Here is a 24676-nt window from a genome sequence, read left to right as displayed (position 1 = left end):
GACACACCATATCTCCGCGCCGCATCGGCTTTGGAAAGACGGCCTTCAATAATCGACAGCGCCATCTCCTCTCGACGCAGCGGCGTCAGACGGGCATTCTTGTGGATGTTCATTCGGACCCTCCGATCTGTACTGAAGCCTGGTAACTCCAGTCTCCTCGGTCCGGTCCGAATGGACAACCTCCCGAAAGCTCACAGCTAGGGCGGATGGCAGTCGCCTCGCAGATGGGGTGGCGGCTTCAGTCTGGATGGAGCGGCCCGGCACCCCCTTGTTGGGATGCGGCTAGGACACCGGGCCTAACCGACGGGCAGTTTGTGAGAAACGGCACCGGGGGATAACGGACTATATGCGCTCATACCCAAGACGCGCAAAGCATACGAAAGAAGTATGAGGACAACATTCGGGGCTCAACCGATGACCGATCAGCCAGTGACGTGCAGGCGCCGTCTCACGCTCTCTTCCGGCGATTTGCGGGATCAGGCTTGCAGCGCTGCCACTATCCCTCGTTCTCGCCTTGGCGGGAAACAGCTGACCAAGTCACCATCGATCTGGTTGGTCTTGCCGAGGCGCTTGGCCATGGCGGCGAGGTCGAACCAATGTGCACCTCGGTCGCCGAGTTCGCCGCGATTCGCGGCCGTATGGTTTGTTGGCCGGCAAACAGGAAATCACCAGTCGCAATCCCTGTCTCGGCTTATTGGTGCGAGACAAGCTCAACACAATTGCAGGTTGTAATACCTTTGGACATATTAGCTAGCTAATATATAATTACCAATTGTTAACCAGGATTAATGCGCCCTTTCCACAGCATTGTAGTATGCCCTTTAGGTTGGGTTACCTCCATAGGGCGGGGAGGCCATACGTCCGTGCGTTGGGGCGGCGTATGCTCTACTCCTTGAATCCAATCCCCGGTTAAATCTAGGCAGCCTGACACGATGGAGCGTATCAGTTCACGCGTCTGACAAGCTTTGCGGGGCCCAAATCAAAGGGAGAAAAGCAAGTCGGCGACGGAGAGGAGTATGTAAGGCGATGGGACCTCACCAAATTTCCGATTCCTGGAATGATGCAGCAGTACCGCTACATAATGGACATCTGCCGGGCGCGAATGGTCTAGGCAGATCCGATGTCGAAGAAGAGCACCGAAGCGAAGGCCTCGTCCTGATTGTAGACAAGCGAGCGCTTGAACGTGAATGCCTTGCTCGTGGCCTTATCGAACACAATCCCACTTTGCGCGTTAGCGCGGTAGGATCGCTTGACGAAATCCAGCACATTGCCGGGAAAGAGGAGCCATCCGCGATCCTGGTCATTCTTGGCGCCAGAAAGGTCTCCGAGCAGAGCGTTCGGGCGGAACTTACGGACTTCATTGCTGAGATTGGAACCGTACCTGTAATCGTCGTGGTGGATTCCGACGACCCGGGGGAGGTCCTCGCCGCACTCGAATGCGGAGCCCGAGGCTACATTCCCACAAGCGTGAAGGTGAAAGTCGCTGCCGAGGCCATTGGTCTCGCTCGCGCGGGAGGGATCTTTGTACCCGCCAGTTGCGTGCTGGCGCTTCGAGAGATCATCCACTCGACGGCAAACGGTGCCCGGCCGCTCGCCGGCATGTTCACGATACGCGAGGCTGCGGTCGTAGAGGCGCTCAGGAAAGGCAAGGCGAACAAGATAATTGCCTACGAACTCAATCTTTGCGAGAGCACGGTCAAGGTCCACATCCGCAATATCATGAAGAAACTGAAGGCTACGAACCGCACGGAAGTAGCCTACAAGCTCAGACAGATGTTGCTATGACGGCTGCTTCGGACTTTACCTAGCGGGTCCGGCAACAATTGCCGGACCCGTTGAGAGGACCTTTTTGGGGCTGGCTGTTCCTATAAGGTGGTTGGACACCCGTCCGGGTCGTTTTCGCGAAACAGAGTCGCTCGCGCTGATGTTTAAGTGCGTTGCCTCTCAATGGTCGCGGACCTTGCCTTCACGAGGAATCCAACACTGTCCTCGCCCAGCTCTGCGCCCCGATATGCTGCTTCGGCGGCTTTCAGCCCTCCCGTCAGCCTGCGGACCGTCGGAGCTGCTCCGAGTACGTCAAGTGGCAAGCCTAGCTGATCGCGGCCGGGCCTCTTCGGCGGCCAAACCGTGAGGCCGAAATAGCTGGCGGCCGAGCGATCGATCCCGCCGCTGAACTGCACCAACAGCGTTTGGTTCGAGTTCCGGCCAATTCGGCCAAGGCTGTTGATGTCCATTGGTGGTTTGTCGCTGGGTCGCATCGCTACGACGATGACATCCCATGCATCGTCGGTCAGCAGCACCGGGTGCGAAAAAACGCTTACTCCCGCCCCGCGCTCGCGGAGCGCATATTCAAGGGATGATGCACAGGGCGTGTCGCAGACGATGGCGAGCTTGGCCGCGCGTAGATCGACACCGGCATCGTCCAGCAAGGTGCAGCATAACCGCGCGAACTCTGGCAGCAGGTCTACGGCTGGATGGTTGAGATTGAGAGCCGCAACCTTAATGCCAGCCTCGTCACAGGCGTCGAAGTCCACAGTGCCAGGCCGAAGCTCCCATGGTCCAGCCATTAGCGAAACAACCGCATGAGAGGGTAAGAGTTCGACAAGCGATCTAGAAATCGGCCCGACCTGGAGGGAGTTCGTGACGAGGTCGACGTCCTGCCATTTGCGGCTGTCGATGCGGTCCGTCACTTCCACGCATTCCGACACGTTGGCAAAATTGGCAAATGCCAACGTCGCGGTCGCGGCTGCTGCCAGGCTCGGATGTCTGGAGGATATGCGAGTGAGCGCAACGACGCGGCTGGCCTTAGCGAGCGCCGCCGCTGCCGCAGTCACTGCTTGGTATCCTGTCGCAGCGCCAACGACCACGGTGAGGCCGGAGAGATCGAGATCGAGCAAGGCTATTTGCTTGCGCACGAGAGCAAGGACTTCGGCACGGTCGATCTCGGGAACATCACGAGCAAACGACCTTGCTGAAAAATGACGTGATGTAGGCATGAAGCTGGGCACCACGTTGCGCGCTCTCACTATCTGGTAGGCCGGCAATGTCCTTTAAGCGGATCCGCTGCCCTGCCGGTCTCGTCTGGGCGCGATGCGCGTGCATTTCCTGCATTGCGTTGGCTGATGCGTTTGCGGCCTTCGCATTTGGTAAAGTAGTTCCTGTCTATTCTATTCTCGCCCAGGCGAGTGACGGTCCAAATTTGGTTGGCCCTTTGACCTCTTGGTGGCCGAACCCGTTCCAATGCGCGCTTTGGCAATACAGCCGAACCTGCCCGAACTGCTACTGCAGCAAACGGATGCTTGGTGATACCCCGTTTGATCGGAAGACTTACCGAGGCTACGCCTGCGACGCTCGGATCAGGCTAAGGGGGTAACGAGCGCTGGGTACGGCGCTACCTCCTTTGCTTCTCTTGCCGAGAATGACGCGCCGCTGTGAAGTTGGGCAGCAAAACCAGCAGCGTTTCTTGGTGACATCCGTGACAATAAGCGCCTTTGACATAAAGCACCGCGGGCCAGGCATCCGCGTCGGCCAAAACCTCCGTCCGCTTGGAGGCCGGCGCAAGAGGATGATGGACATGACCGTCGCATTGATCGCGCTTGTCCTCGCTGCGCCGGTGATGCTGGCGGTTGCCCTTTTGATATTGGTGACCGACGGCGGACCGGCGGTGTTCTCACACACCCGGATCGGGTTCAACGGCAGGCGCTTCGCCTGTTACAAATTCAGGACCATGGTGGCCAACTCGGAGCGGGTCCTGGCCGACTATCTCGCGAGCAATCCCGAAGCCGCCAAGGAGTGGGAGCAGAATTGGAAATTCAAGAATGACCCGCGGATCACATTCCTGGGGCGCATTCTCAGGAAGTCTAGCCTGGATGAGCTGCCTCAACTCATCAACGTGCTGCGCGGCGAGATGAGTTGCGTCGGCCCTCGTCCGGTCGTTCCCGACGAACTTCAACGTTACGGCTCCTCTGCGATCGATTATCTAAAAACCCGGCCTGGACTAACTGGCCTTTGGCAGGTGGCCGGCAGAGACGCAATGGACTATCCCAGTCGTGTCTCTATCGACAGCCGATATGTGCGGGAATGGTCCCTATGGGCCGATGTTGTCATTCTCGTCCGGACCGTGGGCGCCGTGATGAAATTCGACCGTGCGTCTTGATTAATGCGCATCGCAAATTCTTGCCCGATGCATTGCTTTGCTTAAAAACCGCAGCGTGCTGTCGCGATCGCAATGGCGAAAGGTGCGGCGCCCGCCAGCCGCGGCGAAATGGCAGCCGCAGACCATTACTGCTCACGTGACATGCCTTGGCGCCAGATTACGCCAAGGAAGAGGCCGAGCAAGTAGGCCCCCTGTAGAACGACAACGAGAAGCAGGATTGAGATGAGGTGGTGCCAATCAAATACACTGCCGATGCCGCCTGCAGCGACGCCGCCCACGACAGTCACCGCGGTCACGACAATGAGCGCGGCAACTCGAAAACGAAATCCCAGCAAAATGCCGATCACACCGACGACGACAAGGCCCCAAAGCACGGCGATCTCCTATGGGTGGAAGACTCAGTGTGCCATCTCCAAGTCTCCCACATCTGCGAAATCGGTACCAACACTCAATCCGGCTGCACCGCCTCGCCGAGCGATCGAGGGGCGGGAAATCGCCGCATACTCCCCCGCGCTGCACAAAAGGCGTAGAGCACCCTGTCCGAATGCCCCCTTTTCGCTCATTTCCTTGTCCACCCGCCGAGCCTACGCTGCATGGAAATAGGTATGCGGAAGTTCACCCGCCGTGCGGCAGCATGCAATGATTTATGATCCGGACGCCAAGCCTGTGTTTATCAGTGCAGCTATTCAGGACAACAAGGCGCTGGACGTTGCGCATCAACGCGAGGCTGCGTCGGTGCGCAGTTCCCGCATAATGCCTCGAACGTGACATTCTACCTATGCTTCAGGTATCTGTCCTTTTGCTGATCCTGTCCATCTGGTTCCCTGGCGCCACGCGGATTGCCGGAACGGATGGCTCGCTTTCCTTCGTGCTGGCACTGTTCTGCGCTCTGCTAAGTGTCGGTGCCTATGCGGAAACAGCAAGACGCCTCCATCGGATTGAGGCCGCCCTGACGACTGCGGTGCTGACGATATCTGCTGTCATCATCGTTCTCTCTCTACTGTCGATGCTCTACGCAGACAATCCGATGAGGACGATGCGCGCGGTTTTCTCACAAGTGTTTGGCTTCGCGATCATTCCAGCAGTCGCGGCGATCTCCATGAGACCCAAGGGTCTCGTGGCAGTCGACAGGGTTGTGACGACCATAGTCATCATGACTGTCGTAACATCCTGTCTTGTCGCAATCGGGCTGGGCGATGCCAGATTCGCCGATCGGGCTGAAGGCTATTTCAAGCACTCGAACCAACTCGGGATCGCGTTGTCGGCTGGTCTGCCGCTTGTCGCCGCGAAGCTGGTCACATCCCGCCGGCACCGACTTCTCCTTATGGGCTGCCTCGCTGCCGTGCTCCTGGGTTTGGTGAAATCGGGTTCGAAGACCAACTTCGTTCTCGGAGTGGTGGGCCTTGGTCTTTTCTTTGCGCTATACAGTATATATTTAATCAGAAGAAAGCAGAGTCCGTTAAAAGTAATCGTGGGAACCATTGCCGCTCCGATATTGTTCGAAGCGAGCCTGCTGACATTGCAGTTCCTAAATCCACGGGCTTACGGCCTGCTGGCCCTTCAACTTTCCGGAGGCGAGGCGCATTCGGTGGTATCGCGGCAGCGACTGTGGTCTATATCGATCGATCTCGGCCTGTCGCACCCGTTCACGGGTGTGGGGGCAGGGCAATGGGTGCAAGATATCGCACCCCATAGCCATAATCTGTTCATTGACTTCTTTAGAACACTGGGAGTGCCCGGCTTGGCGTTGGTGTCGATGCTGGTTCTCGTGGTCATGGCATATCTGGTCAGGGTCGTGTTCTGCACATTGTTCGGCAATGACAGGGGGGGCGACCATGCGGCGGAAGTGAACGTGATGGTGCTTGGAACGTCGGTTTCCCTGTGGAACTACATCATCGCAAACCAGATGAGCGACTCCTTCGGTCCATCGACAGCGCCTTTCTTCTGGCTGCCGTTGGCTTTGCTCATCTTCTATCGCGGCATCCAACGATCACTGCAGACCGGCCCTGAGCGTCCGAAATTGTACGCGATTCCAGGGTCCCAGCTCTTTCAACATTGAAATTCCCATGGCTTCGCACACAGTCCGTGACCTGACGGCAGGCTTGGCGCCAAACGTCGAACCACGCCCACTTCAAACAGACATTCGATTTGTGGAATTCTTTGGTCTCCCCGGGATTGGAAAGACAACCGCAACCACCCTGTTGGCGAACGGTTTGCGGCGGCACGGCCCGTTGGTGGGTGATGTGCGGGTAGCGTCGGAGACAAGAAAGTTCATCAGCCGCCAGATCTACAGAATAGGTATTGTTGCACCAAGGCTTAGGGATCGTGAGTTTCGCTCTCTGCTCTCGCGAATTGCGCGCTTTGTCATCGAAGGTGGGCAATCATCAATTGTCGACACAGTCAGAGTCATCTGGAACCTTTCGTTTCTGATTGCTTATGTTCAAAGCGAGAGACAGGGAAGAAATACAATTATGGTCATGGACCAGGGCCTGTTGCAGGGATTCCTATCCATCTTGCTTAAGAGCAGGCGTGGGGCAACATCCGAGAAGTGGCTTGATATCCTGTTCGCCATTGGCGTGCGCGATATTGCTTTTGTCCATCTGCGCGGCGAGATCGGCGTGGCACGAGATCGACTTCTGAAAAGGGGCGATCGGTCCTCGCGGATGCAAAGGACATCTCCTGACCGCGACCTTGATCTGTGGTCGACCGCGGATGGCGCTTGCCGCCAGATTGCGACCGATCTTGAGTGGAGGATGGGAACGGAAGATCACGCCGGCGTATTGGTGGCGGTCAACGTGGAGAGGTTTGCCTCGCCCGAAGACGTCGCCGAAAGGGTTCTCGATGCAGTGCTACTGGCCTGCCTTGAACGGCAGCGGCCGTGCGATAGGGTAGGTCAATGAGCACGAAAATGGACCGCCGTTCTTTCATGGCCGTCGCTGGCTTGTACCCTGTAATCGCTTTGTTGCCGAGTTCGCTCCGAGCGCAAGGCGGACAGACGCCGGGAGGCAACGAGTTCGTCCTGGCGGGTGAGTATGGCTTCAAACAGCAATTAATTCGGAATCTCCAGCCGGGAGCAACTATCAACGCTCGCAATGCTTCCTTCACGGTTGCCAACAGCAGAAACAGCGATCCCAGCGCGACGATGGGCTGCGACGAGGGGACGTTGCCGGTCAATCGCTATCCCGTCGTCATCCGCAACTGTCCAGGGGTTTGCTTTGTCGGCGGCCGCTTCGACGGCCAGGTACCGCTAACGTCTGATTGGCGGGACACCTACTGCAACAGCGCGGCTTTGCTTGTCAGGGACGGAACCACCGATGCGACAATTGAGGGGGTGCGTGCCCGTCGCTGCTGGGATGGCATTCGCCTCGCCGAGCACGCCGACGGCTTTCGCCTCAAAGGGTGCTGGCTCAGCGAAATCAGGGATGATGCGGTGGAGAACGACTATCTCCTCAGCGGTATTGTCGAAGATTGCCTGTTTGACGGATGTTTCTCGGGGATCAGCCTGGACCCTGCGTCAAACGAGCGGGACGGAACAGGGCAAACGGTGCGGGTCGACAAATCCCTCATTCGTATGCATGCCTTTCTGTCCAAGGGCGAAATCACACATCAGGCGCCGATCAAGGCTGTCGATCAGTCGCCCAGGTTGAGGATCACGGAATCGGTTTTCGCATTGGCCGCGGCCAACATGCGTGGATTCCATCGCCTGGAAAGAACATGGCGGCTGACGATTGAAAGCCGCGACAACGTTTTGCTGTGGCTGCCCGACGAGCCAATCCCCTCCTCGTTGCCGCTGCCGCCATCTGGTTTCAGATTGCTGACGGGCGCCAACGCCCGCGAATATTGGAACAAGGCGCATCTCCAGTGGATCGCGGCGCATCAGGACGTGGGCCGGTTCTCCGACGAATTGCTGTGAGAAGTCGCACCGTCGGCAATGACTATCCGAACTGCAAAGACAGGTGGCGCTCGCATGCACCCTGCTTGCAACAACAACATGGACCGTCACCGCGATGAACCAGCACGAGGCGATTGACAGAAGTGTGGCATCAGGATCCGCCGATCACGGCCCTGGGAGGTTTGTGATCCAGGGGCGGTTGGTACGCGTCAGGGGACAAAATATCCTGTTCAGCCCTTCTCAGAAGGCCATTTTCGCCGTCAACGATACTGCTGCCGACATCTGGCGCTCTCTGGAAGAAGGTATGCCACCGCACGCCATCTCGGTCGAGATGGCGCGCAGTGGCGTTGATAGACTTGAGGCAGACAGGCATGTCGAGGCTGCACTCGAAGATTGGCAGCGGCTGAACCTGATACGACCCTGCGCACCCGTGTCTACTTCGTCAGCTCAAAAGCCTTTGAGCCAGGTGGTCGCAGTTGCGGGCCTCAACATACGCATCGTCTATCCGGCAGCCTACGCCTTTCCCGCCATTTCCGTATTTCGCCACCTCGAGGTCAAAAGAGATACTGCCGACGTACTGCTCGAAGTGGTTGGGCAGGGAGGGAGAGCCCATCTGTTGCGGGATGGCAAGTGGATTTTGTCCTGCTCCCTCGACGAACTACCCGTCATGCTGAAGGGCCAATTACTGACCGAGGTTCTGGATTACGGCGCATATGAACTTGCCCTCCATGCGGCTGCGCTTCTCGGAAATGAACGCATCGTCCTTCTTTGTGGCAATCCGGGCGCGGGCAAGACGACGCTGACCTTGGCACTGGTCCATGCAGGATTTGGCTTTGTCGCCGATGATGTGACGCTGCTGGACTCTAGCGGGCATGGCGTCGGCCTTCCGTTTGCCCCGGCAGTCAAGGCGGGAGCATGGCCGTTGCTGGCCAAATACTGCCCCGGCCTCGATGCCGTTCCGATCTGTCGCCGCCCCGACCGCAAGCGTGTACGATTTGCCGTGCCCAAGGCGTTCGTGCCGTTGCCTCCCGCTCCCCTACCCATTGGCTGCGTGGTCCTGCTCCGTCGAGGTCGTGACTCGAAAGCTAGCCTGGAGCCGATCGATCCAGCTCACGCATTGCGCGGCCTGCTCAACGGCGCGCTGGCACCCGGCGGAGAGCTCAGTGGCACCGCTTTCGAAGTGCTCACCCAACTCATCGGCTCGGCGCAAACCTATTGCCTGACCTATTCGGGGCTTGATGATGCGGTACAGCTTATCTCGAAAGCATGCCATGACGAGTAGAGGCAACGCGCTTAAGGCGTTGGTCGCTGGACTTCGCGGCGCTCCGACCGACAGCGCCGACTGGCAGGCCGTGATCGCTCTGGCAAATCACACTCTGCTCACACCCGATTTGTTCTCGTCACTCGCTCGGGCCGGACAAATCCATCAACTCCCGCAGGACGTGCGCGAGTACCTTCGGTTCGTTTACGACTGCAATCGCGAACGGAACCTGCGCTTGCGTACTCAACTGCGTGAAGCCATTGCGGCCCTCAATGGCCGCGACATCGTACCGTTTCTGCTCAAGGGGGCCGTTCCTCTGTTCCTTTCGCCGGGCGGCCAGGTTCCCAGCAGGATGACGAGTGACCTCGATTTGGCCGTGGACCCGCGCGAAGAGACGTTCGCCCGGACCTGTCTTGAAGAGCTTGGCTACGTCGATGTGGCGGGCGCCCGAGGCATGGCCCGCGAGCATGACGCCGGAATGCTGGAACTTCGGCCGAGCCAACCAACCTGCTATGCCCCTCCCGAACTCGTCCAACTCGGAGGACTTCGGGTGAACATTCCTCCCGCTCGGTCTCGCGCCCTGCATTGGATGGTGCACGACCTTCTCAAGGAGGGAGATTACTGGCGCGGAAGGATAGATCTCAGACACCTTCATGATCTGGCCCGATTGGCGGAAAGCGAGGACGTGGACTGGATGTCACTGCAGGAATCCATGCCGGATCGGAGCGCCCGCAATGCGCTCGACACCCAGCTCTTGGCCTTGCATCATTTCTTTGGAACCAGAATCCCCGCAAAATGTACACAACGCCCGATGGTCCGTTTCCAGCACTGGAGGCGCGTCTTTACGGCGACCCACCCCATCATAGGCGCCCCGCTGCGCCTGGCAGGCAATTTGATGTGGGGCATATGGCGGTTTTCACGCGCCTACGGGTTGGCGAAACGTGGGCCGTCGGACCCCTTGCATCGCGTCGCTCGCACGCTCTTCAATCCTCGCACGAAAATCTAAGCCTTTTGGGGAACTAGTGCGCCTGTATGGAAAGCGTAAGATCAACCTGCGAATTTGAGAAAGTTTGTGGGAGGTCGAAATGTCAATAGAAAGCACAAAACGCTCGGAACGGACGCAAGAGACGCTGGTCTCGGAGGCTCAAGCGCGCCGTGACTTTCTTAAGAAGGCGGGGCGTTTTGCGGCGGTTACGCCGCCGGCTGTGACGCTTCTGCTCGGCACAAGCTTGAACTCCAAGGCAATTGCCAAATCGGGCGGCACACGCCCCGGCAATGGTTGGGGAGACGAGAACCATATTCACGTCGGTCCGCCCGGCCAGGTGAAAAAAGATCATTGAGCAGGTCGCTGAAAAACAGCGTCTCGACGACATAGGGCTCAGCCCTTCGTGAAAGCCCAGACCGCTTGCGGCGCCCAGAGTGCCGCCGGCGGTCCGGGCTTTTTTTATCGGCGCTGACACACGTTGGCGAAGGCGGTTCCGGCACTGGAAAAACGTCTGTCGCTACCGAACTGGAGCGGCGGGGTTATCATGTCGTCCATGGTGACCGGGTCTTGGCCTATGTCGGCGACCCCGAAACAGGCAAGGCACTGCCAGGACCACCCGAAGGCGAGGATCGCATCGCCTGGGGATACGCGCACTGGATTTGGCCCGTCGACAAGGTCCGGGCCATTGCTGCCGACACCACCCATCCTGCCACCTTCTTCTGTGGCGGGTCGCGCAATTTCCAGAAATTCCTGGACTTATTCGACAAGGTCTTTGTGCTCGACGTAGACGTTGAGACGTTGAACCGACGATTGGATGGGCGACCGAATGAGCCAGGTTTCGATCCGGCCGAGCGGCGGCTGGTACTGCGCTACCATCATACCCGAGAATATCTTCCCGTTGGCATCGATATCGACACGGCGGGCACGGTCCCAGGCGTTGTCGACGATATCCTCGCTCAACTCGCCTGAAGCCCCGAACGCATCGTGAATGGGATGGAAGCATTCGAATGGTTCGGGAAGACGCTAATGCATGTCGCCCGGAAGTGTCCTCGGTTCCGGAATAACGACATGCATAAAATCAGAAGCTTACAGCAGGTCGGGCGAATCCTATTCGCCGCGACATGCTGTAGTCGCCTGAACGGCTCACTGGCGGCGCTGAGACTAGCCGACCGGCAGCTTGCGGATTGCCGGACGCCCTAACGACTGACTTGAAGGCGCGAAGCCGTGCCGGATCAGGCGATTACCCAATCGTTCAAATGGAATTCATAGATCTTGCCGTCGTTCTCGTTTGGATCCGTGTTATTGTCCACGCCCCGATCGACGATATAGAGGCTCATATGATGGCTCGGATCGTCGCTGCTCGGCGCCAGCGCCAATCCGGCCGGTTTATGCGCGTCGGCCGCCGAGATATCGAGCGTGCCCAGCAGATCCCCGGTTGGCGTTATCATTGCCACCGAGGTGCGTGACACGATGACGTAAAGCAGGTCGTGGACCGCATCATACGCGAGGCCCCCGTCAGCAGGGTTTCCGAGCGATTGCACAGAAAAACTCGTCACGACATCATCGCCGCCCGTGCTTGGGACGCCGTCGAATTTGCCGTTCTGGCCCGGAGCGATGGTGTAAATGTTATGGTTTGAGCCATCCTCGAGATAGAGCACTCCGCGTTTTGTGTCGTAGGCAAGAGCCTCCGAATCCTTGCTGCCGAACGCGGCGGTCTTGAATGAGGTCACGATATCGTCGGACGTATTGTAAAGCCCATCCTTGCCTGGGTTCAACTCGTAGACGCTCTTCGTGCCAGTGTCGTCCGAGAAAAAGAGATGGTGGTTAGCAGGATTATAAGTCACCCCGGCCGGCTCGTCCGAGAAGTTGATGGTACTGAGCGTTCCCATAAGATTGCCGGCCAGGTTCATTTGGTAGAGATTCTTGCCGGTAAAAATGGGCATTTCATCGACTTCACTGTCGGCAACCAGCAGCGTGCCAAGGTGAGAAATATAGACGATGTCAGTAGGATCGGGGCTCGGCGGCGACCACTGCGAGGTCAGGATGGTATGGGCCAGGGTCACCGATGTCGGCAGCTGGCTGCTACCGGTGACGTCGACGGTGAAAGTGTGAGTATCGAAGCTGCCGTCGGATGAGGTGGCTTTGACATGGAAATTGATTGTCGGTTCGGTCTGGGCGTTGAGCGTGCCGCTGCTCGATCGCGTGATGACCCCGGTGCTGGAATTGATGGCGAAGCGCGAGTCGTCGATCGTGTACGTGACCGTCGAGCCGGCATCGGGATCCGAGGCCGAAGCGGTGATGCCGACGGCAGTACCGGCGGGGGCACTCTGGAGAATCTGGTTGGCTGCGGTGTTGGCGTCGGGCGGAGCGTTGAATGCGACCGATTCCGGGCTGTCGAGGACGGCGAGAGTGAAGCTCTTGTTGGCGGTGCTGCCGTCGGAGGAGGTCGCCGTCACCGTCAGGTTGATGGACGGCTGGGTCTCGAAGTCGAGCGTGCCGACGGCCGAGCGCGTGATGACACCGGTGCTGGAATTGATGTCGAAGCGCGCATCGTTGATGCTGTAGGTGACGCTCGATCCGGCATCGGGATCGGTGGCCGAAGCAGTAATTCCGGTAGGGGCACCGGCCGCGGCGAGCTCGTTAATCTCGTTGGCGGCTGAATTGCTATCGGCGGGTGTGTTGAAGGCCACCGGCTTGCCGGATCCTGGCAACAGGTATTCGACGTGCAGCAGCGGCGCGCTGGCGGGATTGTACTCGTATGAATCGGCGGTGCGCGTCCCGGTGCCGCTGATCAGGAAGGCCATGTCGTTGAGCGCCACCCAGCCGGAGCGGTTGACGACCTCCTGGACGATAGCCGTAAGGTCCGGCGTGCGCTCGGCAAGGCCATGTTCGCCGACGATGGTCCACGGGTCCGGTGTCCAGGCGGTGGATGCCGTCGTCCGGGGAAGCGAGGAGACATTGAAGGCGGCGCTGGTGAAGGGGCTGGCGTCGTCGGTGTTGTCGCCCTGGATCAGCAGCGAGGCCGCGCCGGTTTTCACCTCGTTGGCCTGGAACTGGATGTAGGCGCTGGTGATGATGGCACCCTTAGGGATGTCGATGCCGGTGAAGCGAAGGCCTACTGTCTGGCGGGTGCTGCCGTCATAACCCAGCTCCAGATCGTTGATGTTGGTCCCAATCGTACCGGAGCCTTTCTCCTCGACGTCGTCGCCTGCGGTCGCCACCCTGGTCTCGAAGATCGGGTCGATCGCACTTGAGCTGGCGGCGAGAAGGCTGCTGGTGGCGACAGCGCCCCCTGTCGAGACCGTGCCGGTGTCTGCAAGGGCAGGGGCGGTGTAGGTGACGCTTCTGTCCGCATGATTCCGGGAGCTGTCGACAAAGGTGCTGTCCAGATGGATAGCAAGTCCGGCCGGCACCTCGGCCTGTCCGGTGAATTTCAATCCGCCATCGTCTACCGATGGCGGGACGATCCCATGCCCGGAAGTGAGATCGAGCTTGCTCGCGGCTAGTTCCAAGTTCGGAGTGTGGCTGCCCTGGCCGGTTTCGGCAGCAAGCCCCTCGCCAAGATCGGAGAGCACATGACCCGTCTCGTTACCGCTTTCTTTTCCGCTCGGCTGGGTCCAATCGTCAATGTTCAGCCAGTCGCCGCCAATGCCTGCATCGCTGCCGAATTCAGTCATCAGGAATTTCGCGCCAACCTCAGTCAGTTTAGTCATGTTGGATTTCCCTTCCCCAATTTCCCGTGATTAAAGCCGGCATCGCGACGTGCCCGACAGGAGGTCAGTTCCCATACCCCAGGCGCGAATGGCCACCGTATCGCAGGCGCATGAAAGCCGCGGCCCGAATGTCCTGCTGGTCAGTCTGTTGCCTTCTTTAGCCTGGGCCAGGCAGGCGCCACGGCCGCGAGCAGGCGCAGCAGTGATAGGCCGTCCCGTCCAAGGAACAGCGACGGCAGGATCCAGCACAGAAGCAAGCCTCCGGCGGATGCCAGCAATGCCGTATCGATGAGCAGGGGAAGAGGAGATAGATGGAACTCGCGCAGCCAGTCCACGACTGCCCAGACGCCAGTCCCGACAACACCCGCGAGCGCGAGCCCGGGCAGGTGCGCCGCAAGGAAGTCCCCCCATGTCATGCCGGTCACGCGGAGGCTCAACTGTGCCATGAGGAAGAAGTTGATCCCGAAGGCCGCGCCGACGCCGAACGCCACGCCTTCTATGCCCCAGAATTGCCCTATGAGGGAACCCGCGAAGACGCCGATGGTGAAAACCGCCTGGCGCCAGGCACGAGCGTAGACCGTCCCTGTTGCGCGCGAGACGGAATCGCTAAGCTTGTAGCTCGTGCGGAACAGCATGCTGAACGCTAGAATCTGGAGCGGCGCGACTACCCCGACCCATCCCCGCCCGAGAATGACAGCAACCAACTCCGGCGCGACGATCGCTACGACCACACTGGCCGGCAGGACCAGCAGAGCGCAACCCGCGACCGCGCTGCGATAGGCACGAGCAAGCCGCGCCGGCTGCTCCTGGACCAGAGCCATGGTCGGGAACAGCACTCGATCGAGAACCTGCCCGACGATGACCGCCGGCGTCGTCATCAGCTGCGACGACAGGCCATACAGGCCAAGCGCATCTGCCCCGAGCCAGCGGCCCACGACAAGCCTATCCGCCTGGGTGGCGAGGTAATTGCATATCCGGGCAATGGTGAAACCGCTTCCGAAATAAAGCAGCTCGACGGTGGCGCGGCGTTCCAGCAAAGGTAGCATCGGATGCGGCTGGCCAGCGAGCAGCACGACCATGCGGATGAATTGCTGGATCAGAAGCGCGCCGACAAGGGCCCAGATACCGAAGCCGAACCAAGCCAGCACTGGACCGGCAACGACGTAGCCAGCGGCGAAGGCGCAGGCGTCGACGAGCGCCAGCCAGCGGAACCGCAGCGCGCGCTGGGCTGCGGCCAATGCCACCATGGAAGCGCCTTGGAAAAGGAACACAAAGCAGATGGCACGAACGATCGGAGCAAGATCGGGGAGCCGAAGCAGACCGCCAATCGCCGGTGCCATCGCCCATACCAGGGCGGACACAACAAGGCCGAGGAGGCACGACAAGGTGAACCCTACCCGAAGATGTCGTTCTTCCAGGACCGGGCGCTGGACGATTGCGGGGCTGATGCCAAGTCCCTGGAAGATCGCCGAAAACTTGATGACGATCAGCGCTGCGGAGTAAAGGCCGAACTCATTGGGCGAGAGCAATCGGGCCAGGACGAGAAGTGCGACGAGCTCGGCGACCGCGAGGGCGCCCATCGACAGGCCCGTCCAGAACATGCCCACGACACTTTGTTTTGCCAGCCCCCGCCGGTTGTTGCTCACATCTCTCTCCACTCGTCGGCCGGTTCAAAAAGGCGACCACTGCGTCCATCCTGGATCCGCCGAGCCGCAGGCGATGCGCCCGTGATCATCGGCGCCATGGTCATTTTCGTCATTGCCGCGATGACGGCGTAAGGGTCATCCGTGTCCTTTGACACTCAGCTTCACCGCACCTATTTGCAGTTGCGTGCGCATCGGGCATCAAAGGGCCTCGGCAGCGGTCTCGCTTGCCCGCCCAGCGCGCCTTTCCTCTTGAAGGAGCGGGGGGATTTCGTAGCGATAGAACTCCATCTCATCCCGGATCTCCGGTATGATCGCCGTCAAATCCTTCCTTTCGAGGCGGAGCCACTTCTGCTGGCGACCGGGATCGATCATCTCCTTAGCCTTGTGGACGATATCGTCAGTACAGTTCAGCCCGCAATGCTCATAGATTCGCCGCAAGACCAACTCGGGATCCTGTATCAAATCCTCGTAGCGAAAAGATAGAACGCGGCCATTGCCCAGCTTGGCGAGATCTTCGCGAGCCTTTCGATTGCCGCGCGCCCACTGGCGCGCGATCACCGTCAGTTTCTCGTTCTCCTTCAAATCCCGATCTATCCCGTTGTAACGTGGCCCATAGATCGATGTGTATTTCTTCCCCAGCAGCCTTTTTGTGACCACCTGCTTCAGAACGTCCCTTGCATAATAATGAATCTGTGACACGGGCGTCATCTTCAAGAGCCGTATTAGACCTTTTAAAGATTTAGCTCGCTGCCATTTAAGTTCCATCGAGCTTATGTAAGAAAAAGGATTTCTCGTTATATAGAGATATATTGCATCTGGAAATATCTTGTGAACAAACGGCACCCGCAGGACATTGGCAGGCGTATTTTCCATGATCTGTCTGTTGCCGTGTTGCGACTGATATTCAAGGAATCTGCCGCGAATGTAGCGAGCGACCCTATCAGTAGCGTCGGTTTCGATGAATTCGTCATGACGCCGCGCCGGATCGGCGTATAGCCACACTGTTTTCGGCTCGTACCAGGTAACGATGTCGGGGTGCAGCCCGATTAATTTTTGTGCGATTGTGGTTCCAGATCGATAGTTGCCGATCAGGAAAATCGGAGGTTTCAGCTCTATTGCTGTCATGATAGGTCTCCGTCTCTAAAGGTTAGCCAGGATCGCGCCGACCGGCATGAAAAGCTCCGCCGCGCGCTACTGGTCTCTGAACGCACGCATGATCTGGTCCCTCAAAGGTCCGCCCGATCATGGCCCAACGAACCCACGATCGTTGCGGAGCGAGGCCGCAGTCTGAAGCGAAGCCGTGACCGAGCAAGCGGGCATGTGTTCTTGCTATTGACCGATAAGGCTTGGCTGAAGCGCCGGCCCTTTCGCATTCGGGATCGCCGTTGTTCCGGAAGTGTCCGGGGCGTAGAACCCTTTGTTGGCCACAATCGAGACTTCGATGACGTCGCCAGCTCTGACTTCCGTGTTTTCATCCGCGACGATGTCGTGGGCGGCTTTCTGGTCGCGCCTGAAGATCGAAATCTTCACGGAGCCTTGCAAGTCGTCGAAGGTCCTCTGTTCGCCATATGTAAATATAAAGAGAAGCTTGTCGGCGACATACCTTATTTGACTTTGAATTTTCCCCAGCTCGACCTGCGTGTCTTGGGTCTGCGAGATCAAGTCCATTTCATAACTCTGCTTCTTTTTTCGCAGCTCGCTTTCAGCGGTCAGCATCGCCTGCTGCGCCTGCTCCTGCTGCAGCTCGGTCTGCGAAAGTTCGGCGCGATAGCTGGTATGTGCTCGTTCGGCCGTCATGACATTCGAATTGGTGACAAGGCCTTTTTCCCGCAATGACCGGGCAGACTGCAGTTCCTCGAGTTGAATGTCCGCGGTCTTTTCCCGTTCCTTTCGAGTGGCAGCGACCATATCCGCTTCCTTCCTGGCCCGCTCCAACGAGACATCAAGGTAGGAAATGTCGTCCCGATATGCGGCAAGGCGGGCGTCCAACTGCGCTTGTTCGGATGCTACGATGTCGTCAATCAAGTGGACGCCAAACTCGACTGGCGGATCCGGCGGGGCAACGAAGGATTTGTCCTGTCGGCTTTCCGCCTGGAGCCGGGCAAGCCGAACCTTCAGACGGTATTCCTCGATCGCCAGACCTGCGCGCGCACTGCGTAGATCCGCTATTTGCAGGGCCGGCTCCGTGTTTCCCGCGGTCGTAGCCCGAAAGCCGCCTGCTATGGCTAGTGCATGGCGAACCGTAATGCCGGGTTGAAACGGGTACGATCCGGGATGAGCAACCGTCCCGGAAATAAAGAATGGCCGGTACTGGCCGATCTCCACTTTCACGTAGGGCTCGAGGATGAGCTTCTGCTGCTGGAATGCACGCTGAATGGCCTGCGAAAGGGCAACGCTGCTGAGGCCGCGGGCTTGGACATCACCCAACATGGGAAGTGATATCGAGCCCCGATCATCGACCACGACTTCCAGAGGATAGGCTGTCTCGCCAATCACGGATACGCGCAGGACGTCGCCGGTGTCGAATGTATAGCCATCGGCACGGGAAGCGTCTGCCGCGAGCAGAACAACGGCAATGGCGAGGCCACCAATCATCGCGAGCATGCGGCCGGCCACGGGTCCGGATCTTGGAAATAGCCATCGGCACCAATCCTGCGGCGAAGGCTTGGATGGAAATTGCTGGTTGGCACGCAAACGCATCGTCGTACTCCCGTTGTCATGCTGCCGTCAGGACCAGTCGACATTCATCGGCGGAACGTCACGGCAGGTATTCGTTGTCGAGAATTAAGCCTTGGAAATCCGGGCTCCGTCGAAGGAGCAAAAGGGATCAAAATCCGTGCAGTCCTACGGTCTGCTTGGCGAGGCCATCGCGAATTCGCGGGTCATTCGGCCTTGCGGCTGAGAGAGCCGACTCAAGAACGGACTGATAAATCGACTCGACCCTGTCGCACATGGCATCCATCCCCCATGACGAAAGGTCGGTGAATTTCGCGCTGGCAGCCAGTTGAGCGCGATAGCGCTCATTTTGCAGAAGGTCGGCGATCGCCGCCGCTGCGGCGCCAACATCTTCTGCTGGCGTCACAATTCCGTTCACGCCATGCTTCACCACTTCTTCCACGCCCGGCAGGTGCGAGACCACGCTGGCTCGGCCACCCGCCAGATACTGCATTACGACCCGAGGCAGTCCTTCTCGCATGGACGTCAGCACACATACATCTGCCAGGCTGATTAGTCGTTCAGGCTCGCAATGGTAGCCGATCATGCGAACGTTGTTTGCGAACGGGGATCGTTCGATCGCCGCCTCAACAGCGGACCGAGTCGGCCCTTCACCGGCTAGGATCAGTCGCACGTTTGGGATTCGGTCGACGACTTGCCCAAATGCTTCAATGAACTCTACATGGCGTTTTCTCGGTTCCAGTGCGGCCAGCATAAGGATCACCGGCGGCTTAGGCTCTCCGGCGGCCGTTCCCAGGAGCAGATGCGGCTCCTGCGGCCATTGCGCGTTCGCGAAGCGTGTCAGATCGAAACCGGAATGGACGACGTGGTGCTGATCGGGACTGCCCAAATGATTGGCGATGCAAATGTCGCGCATGGCCTGGCTGACGTCGATGAAAGCGCGCGTGACTTTCGCGGCCAGGCGTTCGGCAGCCAGGAACATGAGCCTCTGCGCGTTGCCCACATGCACGAAAGGTAAAATGTGCACGCCATGTACGATGCAACGGACATTGGCTTCCTTGGCGGCAAGGCGACCGACGATCCCGGCTTTGCTTTGATGTGTGTGCACGATGTCAGGTTGCCAATCGCGTATAAGGCGAGTGAGTTGCCCGAATGCGGAAATGTCACGGGATGGCGAGATCGAGTTGATCAGTTTTTCCAGAGTCACCACCCTGATGGCTCCGGCAACCGACGCCCGTAATCCAGCATCGTATTCTTGGCCGTGAACCAAAAGCACTTCGTGGCCATGCCGCGCCTGAGCGAGACAGCAGGCCAGTGTGTTCTCTTCGGAGCCTGCCCGAAGCAGTCTGGTGAGCACATGAACAATCTTCATTTGCTTATACCTCAGGGGACATGAATCCGGGGCGGCGCATCCGGGTGAGCGAGCGCCTGGAGGCGGAGCGTTGAGGGCTCCTCGGCGGCTTCCCTGGCACGGCCTGGATCGGCTGTTGCTTGGCGCGATCGTGGCAAGCTGGCCAGCGCGTCTGCTGTGGTGAATGCCGGCGTTAAGCCGCCAGCTGTTCTCAGAAGGACAACCAGATATGCCTGAACAGTTCCTGGCCGACCGCCTCTATGCCGGCGCTCGCGTCAATGGTTCGGATGTTCTTGTCCCTGTCTCGCAACTCCGCCATCAGCGATAGCCGCGCATCGAACGCTTCTTTCCTGATCTCTCCCGGCTTGCGCTGCTCGGAGACGGCAAAATCTGAAACGAGATGCAAAGTGAGTTGTGGCTGGCATTCTGCCATCTTTTGATAGAGCCTTTGCTCGAGGCGGGCGAGAACCGACAGGCCGGGGACGGAGAAGAGGTGCTGTGGGACGGTTGGCCCGTCCAGATATCCGCTACACAGCGCCTGCGGCCACCTGTCACAAATGACGATCAGGCCGCGCGTAGCCCATCGATGCGCACGTTTCACGACAGCGTATCGCTCTAACGCGATCAAGACTGCCCAGAATGCCAGCGCGGCAGCGGCGAGTCCTCCCTTCGACCAATTTCGGCTGAAGGAATTGTTGCCATCGTGCTGGGCCAACGACTTTAGGCGGCGTCTGTAGGGAAAAACCAGAGTCTGCAACGCCTTGCGGAGCCACCACCCATTGCCGTCTCCGATTCCGACATATGCTTGCGCACACCCGAATTTCCATCGAAATATCCGTGTCAGCCGATCAGCTTGAGTGCTCTTTCCCATGCCATCAGGGCCGACGAGCGCCACTACAAAGCCGCCAGCCGCAGGCCGCCTCTTTGGTGGGAATGTGCCGGGCATCAGGCGCTGAAGGGACCTCAACGCCAGATATGAGGTCTTGCGGGCCAGATGAACGCCGGCATCGGCGATCCCGTAACCTCCTGTAAAACCGCAGGCCTCACGGATTGAACGCCGGAGTCTGGCAAGATCTCTGCGGTTTGCCATCAAACCGTCTACGCTTTGCAGAAACCTGCAGCTCGCCAGTCTGCCGCCGCCAAGCGTGTATTCCGCGACACCCAAGCCTTGCTGGCCTGACGGAAGTGGCGGGCGTGCAAACTGGTCCCTCCAACCACCACCGACGGTGATCCACTGTCGCCAAGGCAATGCCCAGGTCCGGAAGGCGAAGCGGGCAATGGTTACTCGAATCTCGTCCTCGGGTGAGACGACTGGAATCGACACCCCGTTCACACAAATCGACTCCCATCGTGTAATCGCCGCATAGTCGAATACCGGATATCGCTTGCGAAATTCCCAGCCGACACGGATCCCGATATGCATGTCCAGATGGAGATAGCGGCCATTTGGAAAGTCAGGCAGGAACCAGTCCTCCCGGCCGGCACAGACATTGTCGTAGCAAGACAGGCTCACGCTGCGACAGCCGTGCAGCTTGCTCACGATCGAGCAGAAGACCGGGTAGTCGTGCTTGTCCAGAAGGAGATCCAGGTCGTCGCGGCCCGCAAGTCCGCTTTGCAGGGATGCGAGATCCTGAATTATTCCGTACTTCAGGCCGCTCTCATTGAATGCTCGAAACAGTTCGATGGCGATCGGGAGGGCCGGGACTGTTTCGAGGGGCAGCAAGGAGGCGCTTGCGTCGGTTTGAGAAACACCGGCATCTGCTTTGTTGGTCGACGAGCTCGCCCCAACAACCCTGGCTGGCGCTGGAACATTCACCCCCGGCGTCAACGCTTCGACCAGCATGCTTGCCTTGGCTTTTGGAACCCAGCGACGATATTGTTGCGGCTCCAGGCCGTCCCGAGCCTCTCCGGGATCCGTCGGACGGTAGCTTCCGGGTTTGGATTTACGTGAAGGTTGCAAGGGGTTTCCCCTGGTTGATCGCGTCGAGCGTCATTCGCTCATCGTCGCCGGTCATCGTATCGGCGAGGTATATCCAACCTGTTGGCGCTGATTTCGTTGAGACGCAGCACCCAATGGTTTCAACGCCGGCCTGCAGCCTTGGATGTCGCCTTGCAAGCTGCCGCATCGAGGGTGAATTGGGTGCCAACTCATCCTTCCTTTGCCGGGTGGTTTCGGCATCTTTCGTGCAAAAAGATATTATACGAAAACTAAGGTATAGAATTCAGGATATAACCGAAAGTTTATCTCGGTCGATCGTGATTGGAATCGAACGATTCATTATATCAAGAAGAATTTTGACTGCTCCAGCACTTCCAACATGATCAAGAACGCCAAGCTGTTCCGAAAACGGTCCATCTATGATTCGAATTCTTTGACCTGGCCTCAATAAGATATCGGGATGCAAAATTCCGTCCTCGTCGGTTGCGGCTATCAAGGACTCGATCACGCCGTATGGCGCCGGGACCGGCATTCCTTTGCTCATGACAAGTCTTCGCACGCCGACGGTCGAGTTGATCGGGTACCAACTTTGCTGAGCAGCCAGCGAGACGAACAGATAGCAGTCGAAATACGCACTGGCGACGGTTCTGACACTGCGAGCGTGGCGAACGGTTCGCCTTCGCTTGGGCAGGTATGTTCGGAAGGTTTGCGATAGCAGGTGCCGCTCCGCCAAGCTCTCGGAATGTTGGTGCGTCTGGACCACGTACCAACGCGCAAGGTCCCCGCCGTAAGTCTTTCCAACCGGCTCCGGGTAGCGATCATGGTATAATTCAGCGTGCTGCATGGCGAAACATTTCTCTAGTTGAGATAGTAACTGTCCGAGACACTACTTTCGAGGGACGTGTATCGGCCATATTTTGGCAGCTTTGGTTCGTCCACCATTGTCAGGGCGATGCCGGCAATCTTCGATCGACCGCCAAGGTGTCGAATTCCTTCTGCAACGGCCTCGCGCGCGGTTTCGCGCCACTTCACGACAAAGAGGACCTTGTCGACATACCGCGCCAGGATCGTGGCGTCGGCCGCGGCTCCAACAGGTGGTGCGTCAACGATCACCGTATCGAACTTTCCGCGAAGCTCTTCGAGAACCGAGCGCATCCGTGCCGAAGCAAGAAGGGCAGGCGGGTTCCGGGTCCTTGCGCCCGCAGGGAGCAGGGATATCCCCGAGCGTTCGTCCAGATGAATTGCGTTTGCTGCCTTCACCGGCAACGTCAGAAGGTCGACCAGCCCGACCTTGTCTGCCATGCCGAAGAAGGCCGTGGTGGCCGAAAGCCGCAAGTCCGCATCGACGACCAGAACCCGTTCGCCGTCGGCCGCTGCGGAGCAGGCCAAGCTCAATACCAGGGTTGTCTTTCCTTCGCCGGGCATCGCCGATGTCACCAGCATGAGGCGCGGCAAGCGGGCCTGTTCGGGCGTCGCATCGATGCCCAGGCGGAGCCGCCGCACGGCCTCGCTAAACCTCGATAGCGGTCTGCGCTCGAGATAAGCCACAGGTTGGGCTTGGGACTGGGCGTCTCTCGACCAGCCCGCCATCCGTGGGATGGATGCAAGAACCGGAACGGACAGCTCTTCCTCTATCTGCTTCTTTGCCAAGAAGCCGGAAGCGAAAAGTTCACGAAGAACGGCGCCTGCGCCCCCGACGAAGAAGCCGAGCACAAGTCCCAACGCCGCGAATAGAGGCCTGTTCGGAAAGCTTGGCGAACCCGGAATGACCGCATCGGTTATCACGCGCACGCCGCTGTTCAGCAGGGTAGACTTCTCCTCGGTGAGCTTGGCGCGTGAAAGGAATGTCTCAAACAGCTCCTTGTTCGCGGCCGCAATCCTTTCTAGGTCGCGCAACTGCACGCCAACCTGACCTTCGACTTCGGATCGGTTGGATACCGAATTCAAGGCTCGGCTGAGAGAAGCTTCCCGGGCCTCGGCAGCGTCCACTTCATTCTTCAGATTGCCGATGAGACGCTGGACTTCGGCGGTAATCTGCCCCTCGATGTCGCGGCGCTCGGCTTGCGCCGCCAGGACATCCGGATGCCGATCGCCATATTTCAATTTAAGGTCGGCTTCCCGCCGTGTCACTCCAGAGATCTGGGCCCGAAGCGCGCTGATAACCACGGACTGCAAGACGTCCGGCATCGACTGGATGTCGCCTCCGCTAGTCAGCAATTTGTCAACTTGTTGATATTGTGCCCGTTTCTCCGACAATTCGGCGCGTGCGGTGATTAATGCGACATTCAATTCAGACAGCTGCTGATCAGTCAAACTGCCTGCTGGCGTCGCCAATAGATTGTGATCGATCCGAAACTTCTGGACAGCTTGTTCCGAAAGGCTCAGTTCCGCTCGCAGAGATGCAGCCCGCTCACTGAGCCATGTGGACGCTTTCCTGGCCCCTTCGTAACGGGACCTTACTCGATCAGCGAGGTAGGCCTGGGAGATTGCGTTCGCCAGCGATGCTGCTTTCCCCGGGTCGTAGGCGGTCACCGAGATCTCAATAACATCCGCCAATCCGACACGCGAAACCCCAAGGGCGCCCTGTAGCCATATTAATGCCCCCGGCCCGATCTTCGGGTCTTCCGTCAGTTTTTCGCTGTCGACGACCTTCTGAAGAAGCGAGGCGGATCTCAGAACCGCAATCTGACTTTCGATAAATGTCGAATTGTCGGCAAAATCAGAATTGGAATAATCCTGCGGGGTCATATAGTCGACCGGGGAATCGAGTAAGACTTGTGCGACGCCCGTGTAGGATGGTGGAAGGAGATAAGCGGCGGCGACAAATAGGGCAAAGGTGATTACAGCAATGCTGCACACAAGCTTCCAGCGGCGGAGAAAGAAATCAAGAATCTCCCGCACGTCGAGCGGCAGTAATTCTCTGGTCATGGTCGGACTGTCAATTGAACTTGCCATTGCCGAATCCTTAGCGATCAACAGAACAACGCCCACCCTTCAGCGTCGGCTGAATGTGCTTCACTTCAACTTGTTTGGGCAGTTGCCTGTTAGGCGCGATGA

19 protein-coding genes and 1 pseudogene are annotated in these 24676 nt (G+C 58.6%); 9 read left to right on the top strand and 11 right to left on the bottom strand.

Translation table 11 applies throughout. The features are described 5' to 3' along the window. A pseudogene (locus O7A61_RS00655) lies at positions 1–113 on the bottom strand (IS481 family transposase); the annotation flags it as partial. Positions 114–1026: 913 nt separating this feature from the next. Here O7A61_RS00655 and O7A61_RS00650 point away from each other — a divergent pair. After that, positions 1027–1785 (top strand): LuxR C-terminal-related transcriptional regulator, encoded by a 759-nt coding sequence (locus O7A61_RS00650; protein ID WP_084636857.1) that lies wholly within the window; start codon positions 1027–1029, stop codon positions 1783–1785. A gap of 143 nt (positions 1786–1928) precedes the next feature. On the opposite strand, the gene O7A61_RS00645 is transcribed toward O7A61_RS00650, so the two are convergent. After that, positions 1929–3011, bottom strand: a complete 1083-nt coding sequence (locus tag O7A61_RS00645; RefSeq protein WP_337127954.1) for a hypothetical protein — start codon at positions 3009–3011, stop codon at positions 1929–1931. Between the two features lie 557 nt (positions 3012–3568). Here O7A61_RS00645 and O7A61_RS00640 point away from each other — a divergent pair. Beyond that, the gene (locus O7A61_RS00640) at positions 3569–4156 is read left to right on the top strand and encodes a sugar transferase (RefSeq protein ID WP_280940120.1); all 588 of its coding nucleotides are present in this window, start codon (positions 3569–3571) and stop codon (positions 4154–4156) included. A 125-nt stretch (positions 4157–4281) separates the two neighbouring features. Here the strand turns inward: O7A61_RS00640 and O7A61_RS00635 are convergent, their stop codons facing one another. Continuing rightward, the gene (locus O7A61_RS00635; RefSeq protein WP_337106764.1) at positions 4282–4530 is read right to left on the bottom strand and encodes a hypothetical protein; all 249 of its coding nucleotides are present in this window, start codon (positions 4528–4530) and stop codon (positions 4282–4284) included. Between the two features lie 404 nt (positions 4531–4934). On the opposite strand from O7A61_RS00635, the gene O7A61_RS00630 reads away from it, so the two are divergent. The 7 genes from O7A61_RS00630 (at position 4935) to O7A61_RS00600 (ending at position 11263) form a co-directional block, all read left to right on the top strand. Next, entirely contained in the window at positions 4935–6215 is a 1281-nt protein-coding gene (locus O7A61_RS00630; protein WP_337127953.1) for an O-antigen ligase family protein, read from the top strand. A gap of 7 nt (positions 6216–6222) precedes the next feature. Next, positions 6223–7056 (top strand): hypothetical protein, encoded by an 834-nt coding sequence (locus O7A61_RS00625; RefSeq protein ID WP_337127952.1) that lies wholly within the window; start codon positions 6223–6225, stop codon positions 7054–7056. Continuing rightward, a complete protein-coding gene (locus tag O7A61_RS00620; RefSeq protein ID WP_337127951.1) occupies positions 7053–8069 on the top strand; it encodes a hypothetical protein in 1017 nt (338 codons plus the stop codon). The genes O7A61_RS00625 and O7A61_RS00620 overlap by 4 nt, the downstream gene beginning before the upstream one ends. A 94-nt stretch (positions 8070–8163) precedes the next feature. Continuing rightward, positions 8164–9330 (top strand): PqqD family peptide modification chaperone, encoded by a 1167-nt coding sequence (locus tag O7A61_RS00615; RefSeq protein WP_337127950.1) that lies wholly within the window; start codon positions 8164–8166, stop codon positions 9328–9330. Then, positions 9320–10315 (top strand): nucleotidyltransferase family protein, encoded by a 996-nt coding sequence (locus O7A61_RS00610; protein ID WP_027145857.1) that lies wholly within the window; start codon positions 9320–9322, stop codon positions 10313–10315. The genes O7A61_RS00615 and O7A61_RS00610 overlap by 11 nt, the downstream gene beginning before the upstream one ends. Before the next feature lie 79 nt (positions 10316–10394). After that, on the top strand, positions 10395–10649 hold the full coding sequence (locus tag O7A61_RS00605; RefSeq protein ID WP_156938267.1) for a hypothetical protein: 255 nt from the start codon (positions 10395–10397) through the stop codon (positions 10647–10649). Between the two features lie 113 nt (positions 10650–10762). Continuing rightward, positions 10763–11263, top strand: a complete 501-nt coding sequence (locus O7A61_RS00600) for a nucleoside kinase (protein ID WP_027145856.1) — start codon at positions 10763–10765, stop codon at positions 11261–11263. Between the two features lie 263 nt (positions 11264–11526). On the opposite strand, the gene O7A61_RS00595 is transcribed toward O7A61_RS00600, so the two are convergent. The 8 genes from O7A61_RS00595 to O7A61_RS00560 all read right to left on the bottom strand — a co-directional run bounded on the left by O7A61_RS00595 (position 11527) and on the right by O7A61_RS00560 (position 24574). After that, positions 11527–13971 (bottom strand): putative Ig domain-containing protein, encoded by a 2445-nt coding sequence (locus tag O7A61_RS00595; protein WP_337127949.1) that lies wholly within the window; start codon positions 13969–13971, stop codon positions 11527–11529. Between the two features lie 176 nt (positions 13972–14147). Beyond that, complete coding sequence (locus tag O7A61_RS00590; protein ID WP_337127948.1) at positions 14148–15653, bottom strand: lipopolysaccharide biosynthesis protein; 1506 nt, start codon at positions 15651–15653, stop codon at positions 14148–14150. 198 nt (positions 15654–15851) lie between these two features. Beyond that, a complete protein-coding gene (locus O7A61_RS00585) occupies positions 15852–16778 on the bottom strand; it encodes a sulfotransferase family protein (protein WP_337127947.1) in 927 nt (308 codons plus the stop codon). A gap of 204 nt (positions 16779–16982) precedes the next feature. Beyond that, on the bottom strand, positions 16983–18353 hold the full coding sequence (locus O7A61_RS00580) for a polysaccharide biosynthesis/export family protein (RefSeq protein WP_337127946.1): 1371 nt from the start codon (positions 18351–18353) through the stop codon (positions 16983–16985). A gap of 127 nt (positions 18354–18480) precedes the next feature. Continuing rightward, positions 18481–19701 carry a glycosyltransferase gene (locus O7A61_RS00575; RefSeq protein WP_140505872.1) on the bottom strand — a complete coding sequence of 407 codons (1221 nt, stop codon included), beginning with the start codon at positions 19699–19701 and terminating at the stop codon, positions 18481–18483. A 190-nt stretch (positions 19702–19891) separates the two neighbouring features. Then, positions 19892–21640 carry a hypothetical protein gene (locus O7A61_RS00570; protein WP_337127945.1) on the bottom strand — a complete coding sequence of 583 codons (1749 nt, stop codon included), beginning with the start codon at positions 21638–21640 and terminating at the stop codon, positions 19892–19894. A gap of 262 nt (positions 21641–21902) precedes the next feature. After that, positions 21903–22463, bottom strand: a complete 561-nt coding sequence (gene nusG, locus O7A61_RS00565; RefSeq protein WP_337127944.1) for a transcription termination/antitermination protein NusG — start codon at positions 22461–22463, stop codon at positions 21903–21905. 14 nt (positions 22464–22477) lie between these two features. Next, positions 22478–24574: a GumC family protein gene (locus tag O7A61_RS00560; protein ID WP_027145850.1), complete on the bottom strand. Its 2097-nt coding sequence runs from the start codon at positions 24572–24574 to the stop codon at positions 22478–22480. Between the last annotated feature and the right edge of the window lie 102 nt (positions 24575–24676).

Source organism: Mesorhizobium sp. Cs1321R2N1 (genome assembly GCF_037179725.1).
In the GTDB taxonomy this organism is placed as follows: Bacteria; Pseudomonadota; Alphaproteobacteria; order Rhizobiales; family Rhizobiaceae; genus Mesorhizobium; species Mesorhizobium salmacidum.
This window is presented reverse-complemented; position numbering and strand designations above follow the sequence as displayed.

Excerpts from the sequence above, each read along its gene's own strand:
- O7A61_RS00650 (WP_084636857.1), top strand. The coding sequence starts at position 1,027 with ATGGGACCTCACCAAATTTCCGATTCCTGGAATGATGCAGCAGTACCG.
- O7A61_RS00640 (WP_280940120.1), top strand. The coding sequence starts at position 3,569 with ATGGACATGACCGTCGCATTGATCGCGCTTGTCCTCGCTGCGCCGGTG.
- O7A61_RS00630 (WP_337127953.1), top strand. The coding sequence starts at position 4,935 with ATGCTTCAGGTATCTGTCCTTTTGCTGATCCTGTCCATCTGGTTCCCT.
- O7A61_RS00625 (WP_337127952.1), top strand. The coding sequence starts at position 6,223 with ATGGCTTCGCACACAGTCCGTGACCTGACGGCAGGCTTGGCGCCAAAC.
- O7A61_RS00620 (WP_337127951.1), top strand. The coding sequence starts at position 7,053 with ATGAGCACGAAAATGGACCGCCGTTCTTTCATGGCCGTCGCTGGCTTG.
- O7A61_RS00615 (WP_337127950.1), top strand. The coding sequence starts at position 8,164 with ATGAACCAGCACGAGGCGATTGACAGAAGTGTGGCATCAGGATCCGCC.
- O7A61_RS00610 (WP_027145857.1), top strand. The coding sequence starts at position 9,320 with ATGACGAGTAGAGGCAACGCGCTTAAGGCGTTGGTCGCTGGACTTCGC.
- O7A61_RS00605 (WP_156938267.1), top strand. The coding sequence starts at position 10,395 with ATGTCAATAGAAAGCACAAAACGCTCGGAACGGACGCAAGAGACGCTG.
- O7A61_RS00595 (WP_337127949.1), bottom strand. The coding sequence starts at position 13,971 with ATGACTGAATTCGGCAGCGATGCAGGCATTGGCGGCGACTGGCTGAAC.
- O7A61_RS00585 (WP_337127947.1), bottom strand. The coding sequence starts at position 16,778 with ATGACAGCAATAGAGCTGAAACCTCCGATTTTCCTGATCGGCAACTAT.
- O7A61_RS00580 (WP_337127946.1), bottom strand. The coding sequence starts at position 18,353 with ATGCGTTTGCGTGCCAACCAGCAATTTCCATCCAAGCCTTCGCCGCAG.
- O7A61_RS00575 (WP_140505872.1), bottom strand. The coding sequence starts at position 19,701 with ATGAAGATTGTTCATGTGCTCACCAGACTGCTTCGGGCAGGCTCCGAA.
- nusG (WP_337127944.1), bottom strand. The coding sequence starts at position 22,463 with ATGCAGCACGCTGAATTATACCATGATCGCTACCCGGAGCCGGTTGGA.
- O7A61_RS00560 (WP_027145850.1), bottom strand. The coding sequence starts at position 24,574 with ATGGCAAGTTCAATTGACAGTCCGACCATGACCAGAGAATTACTGCCG.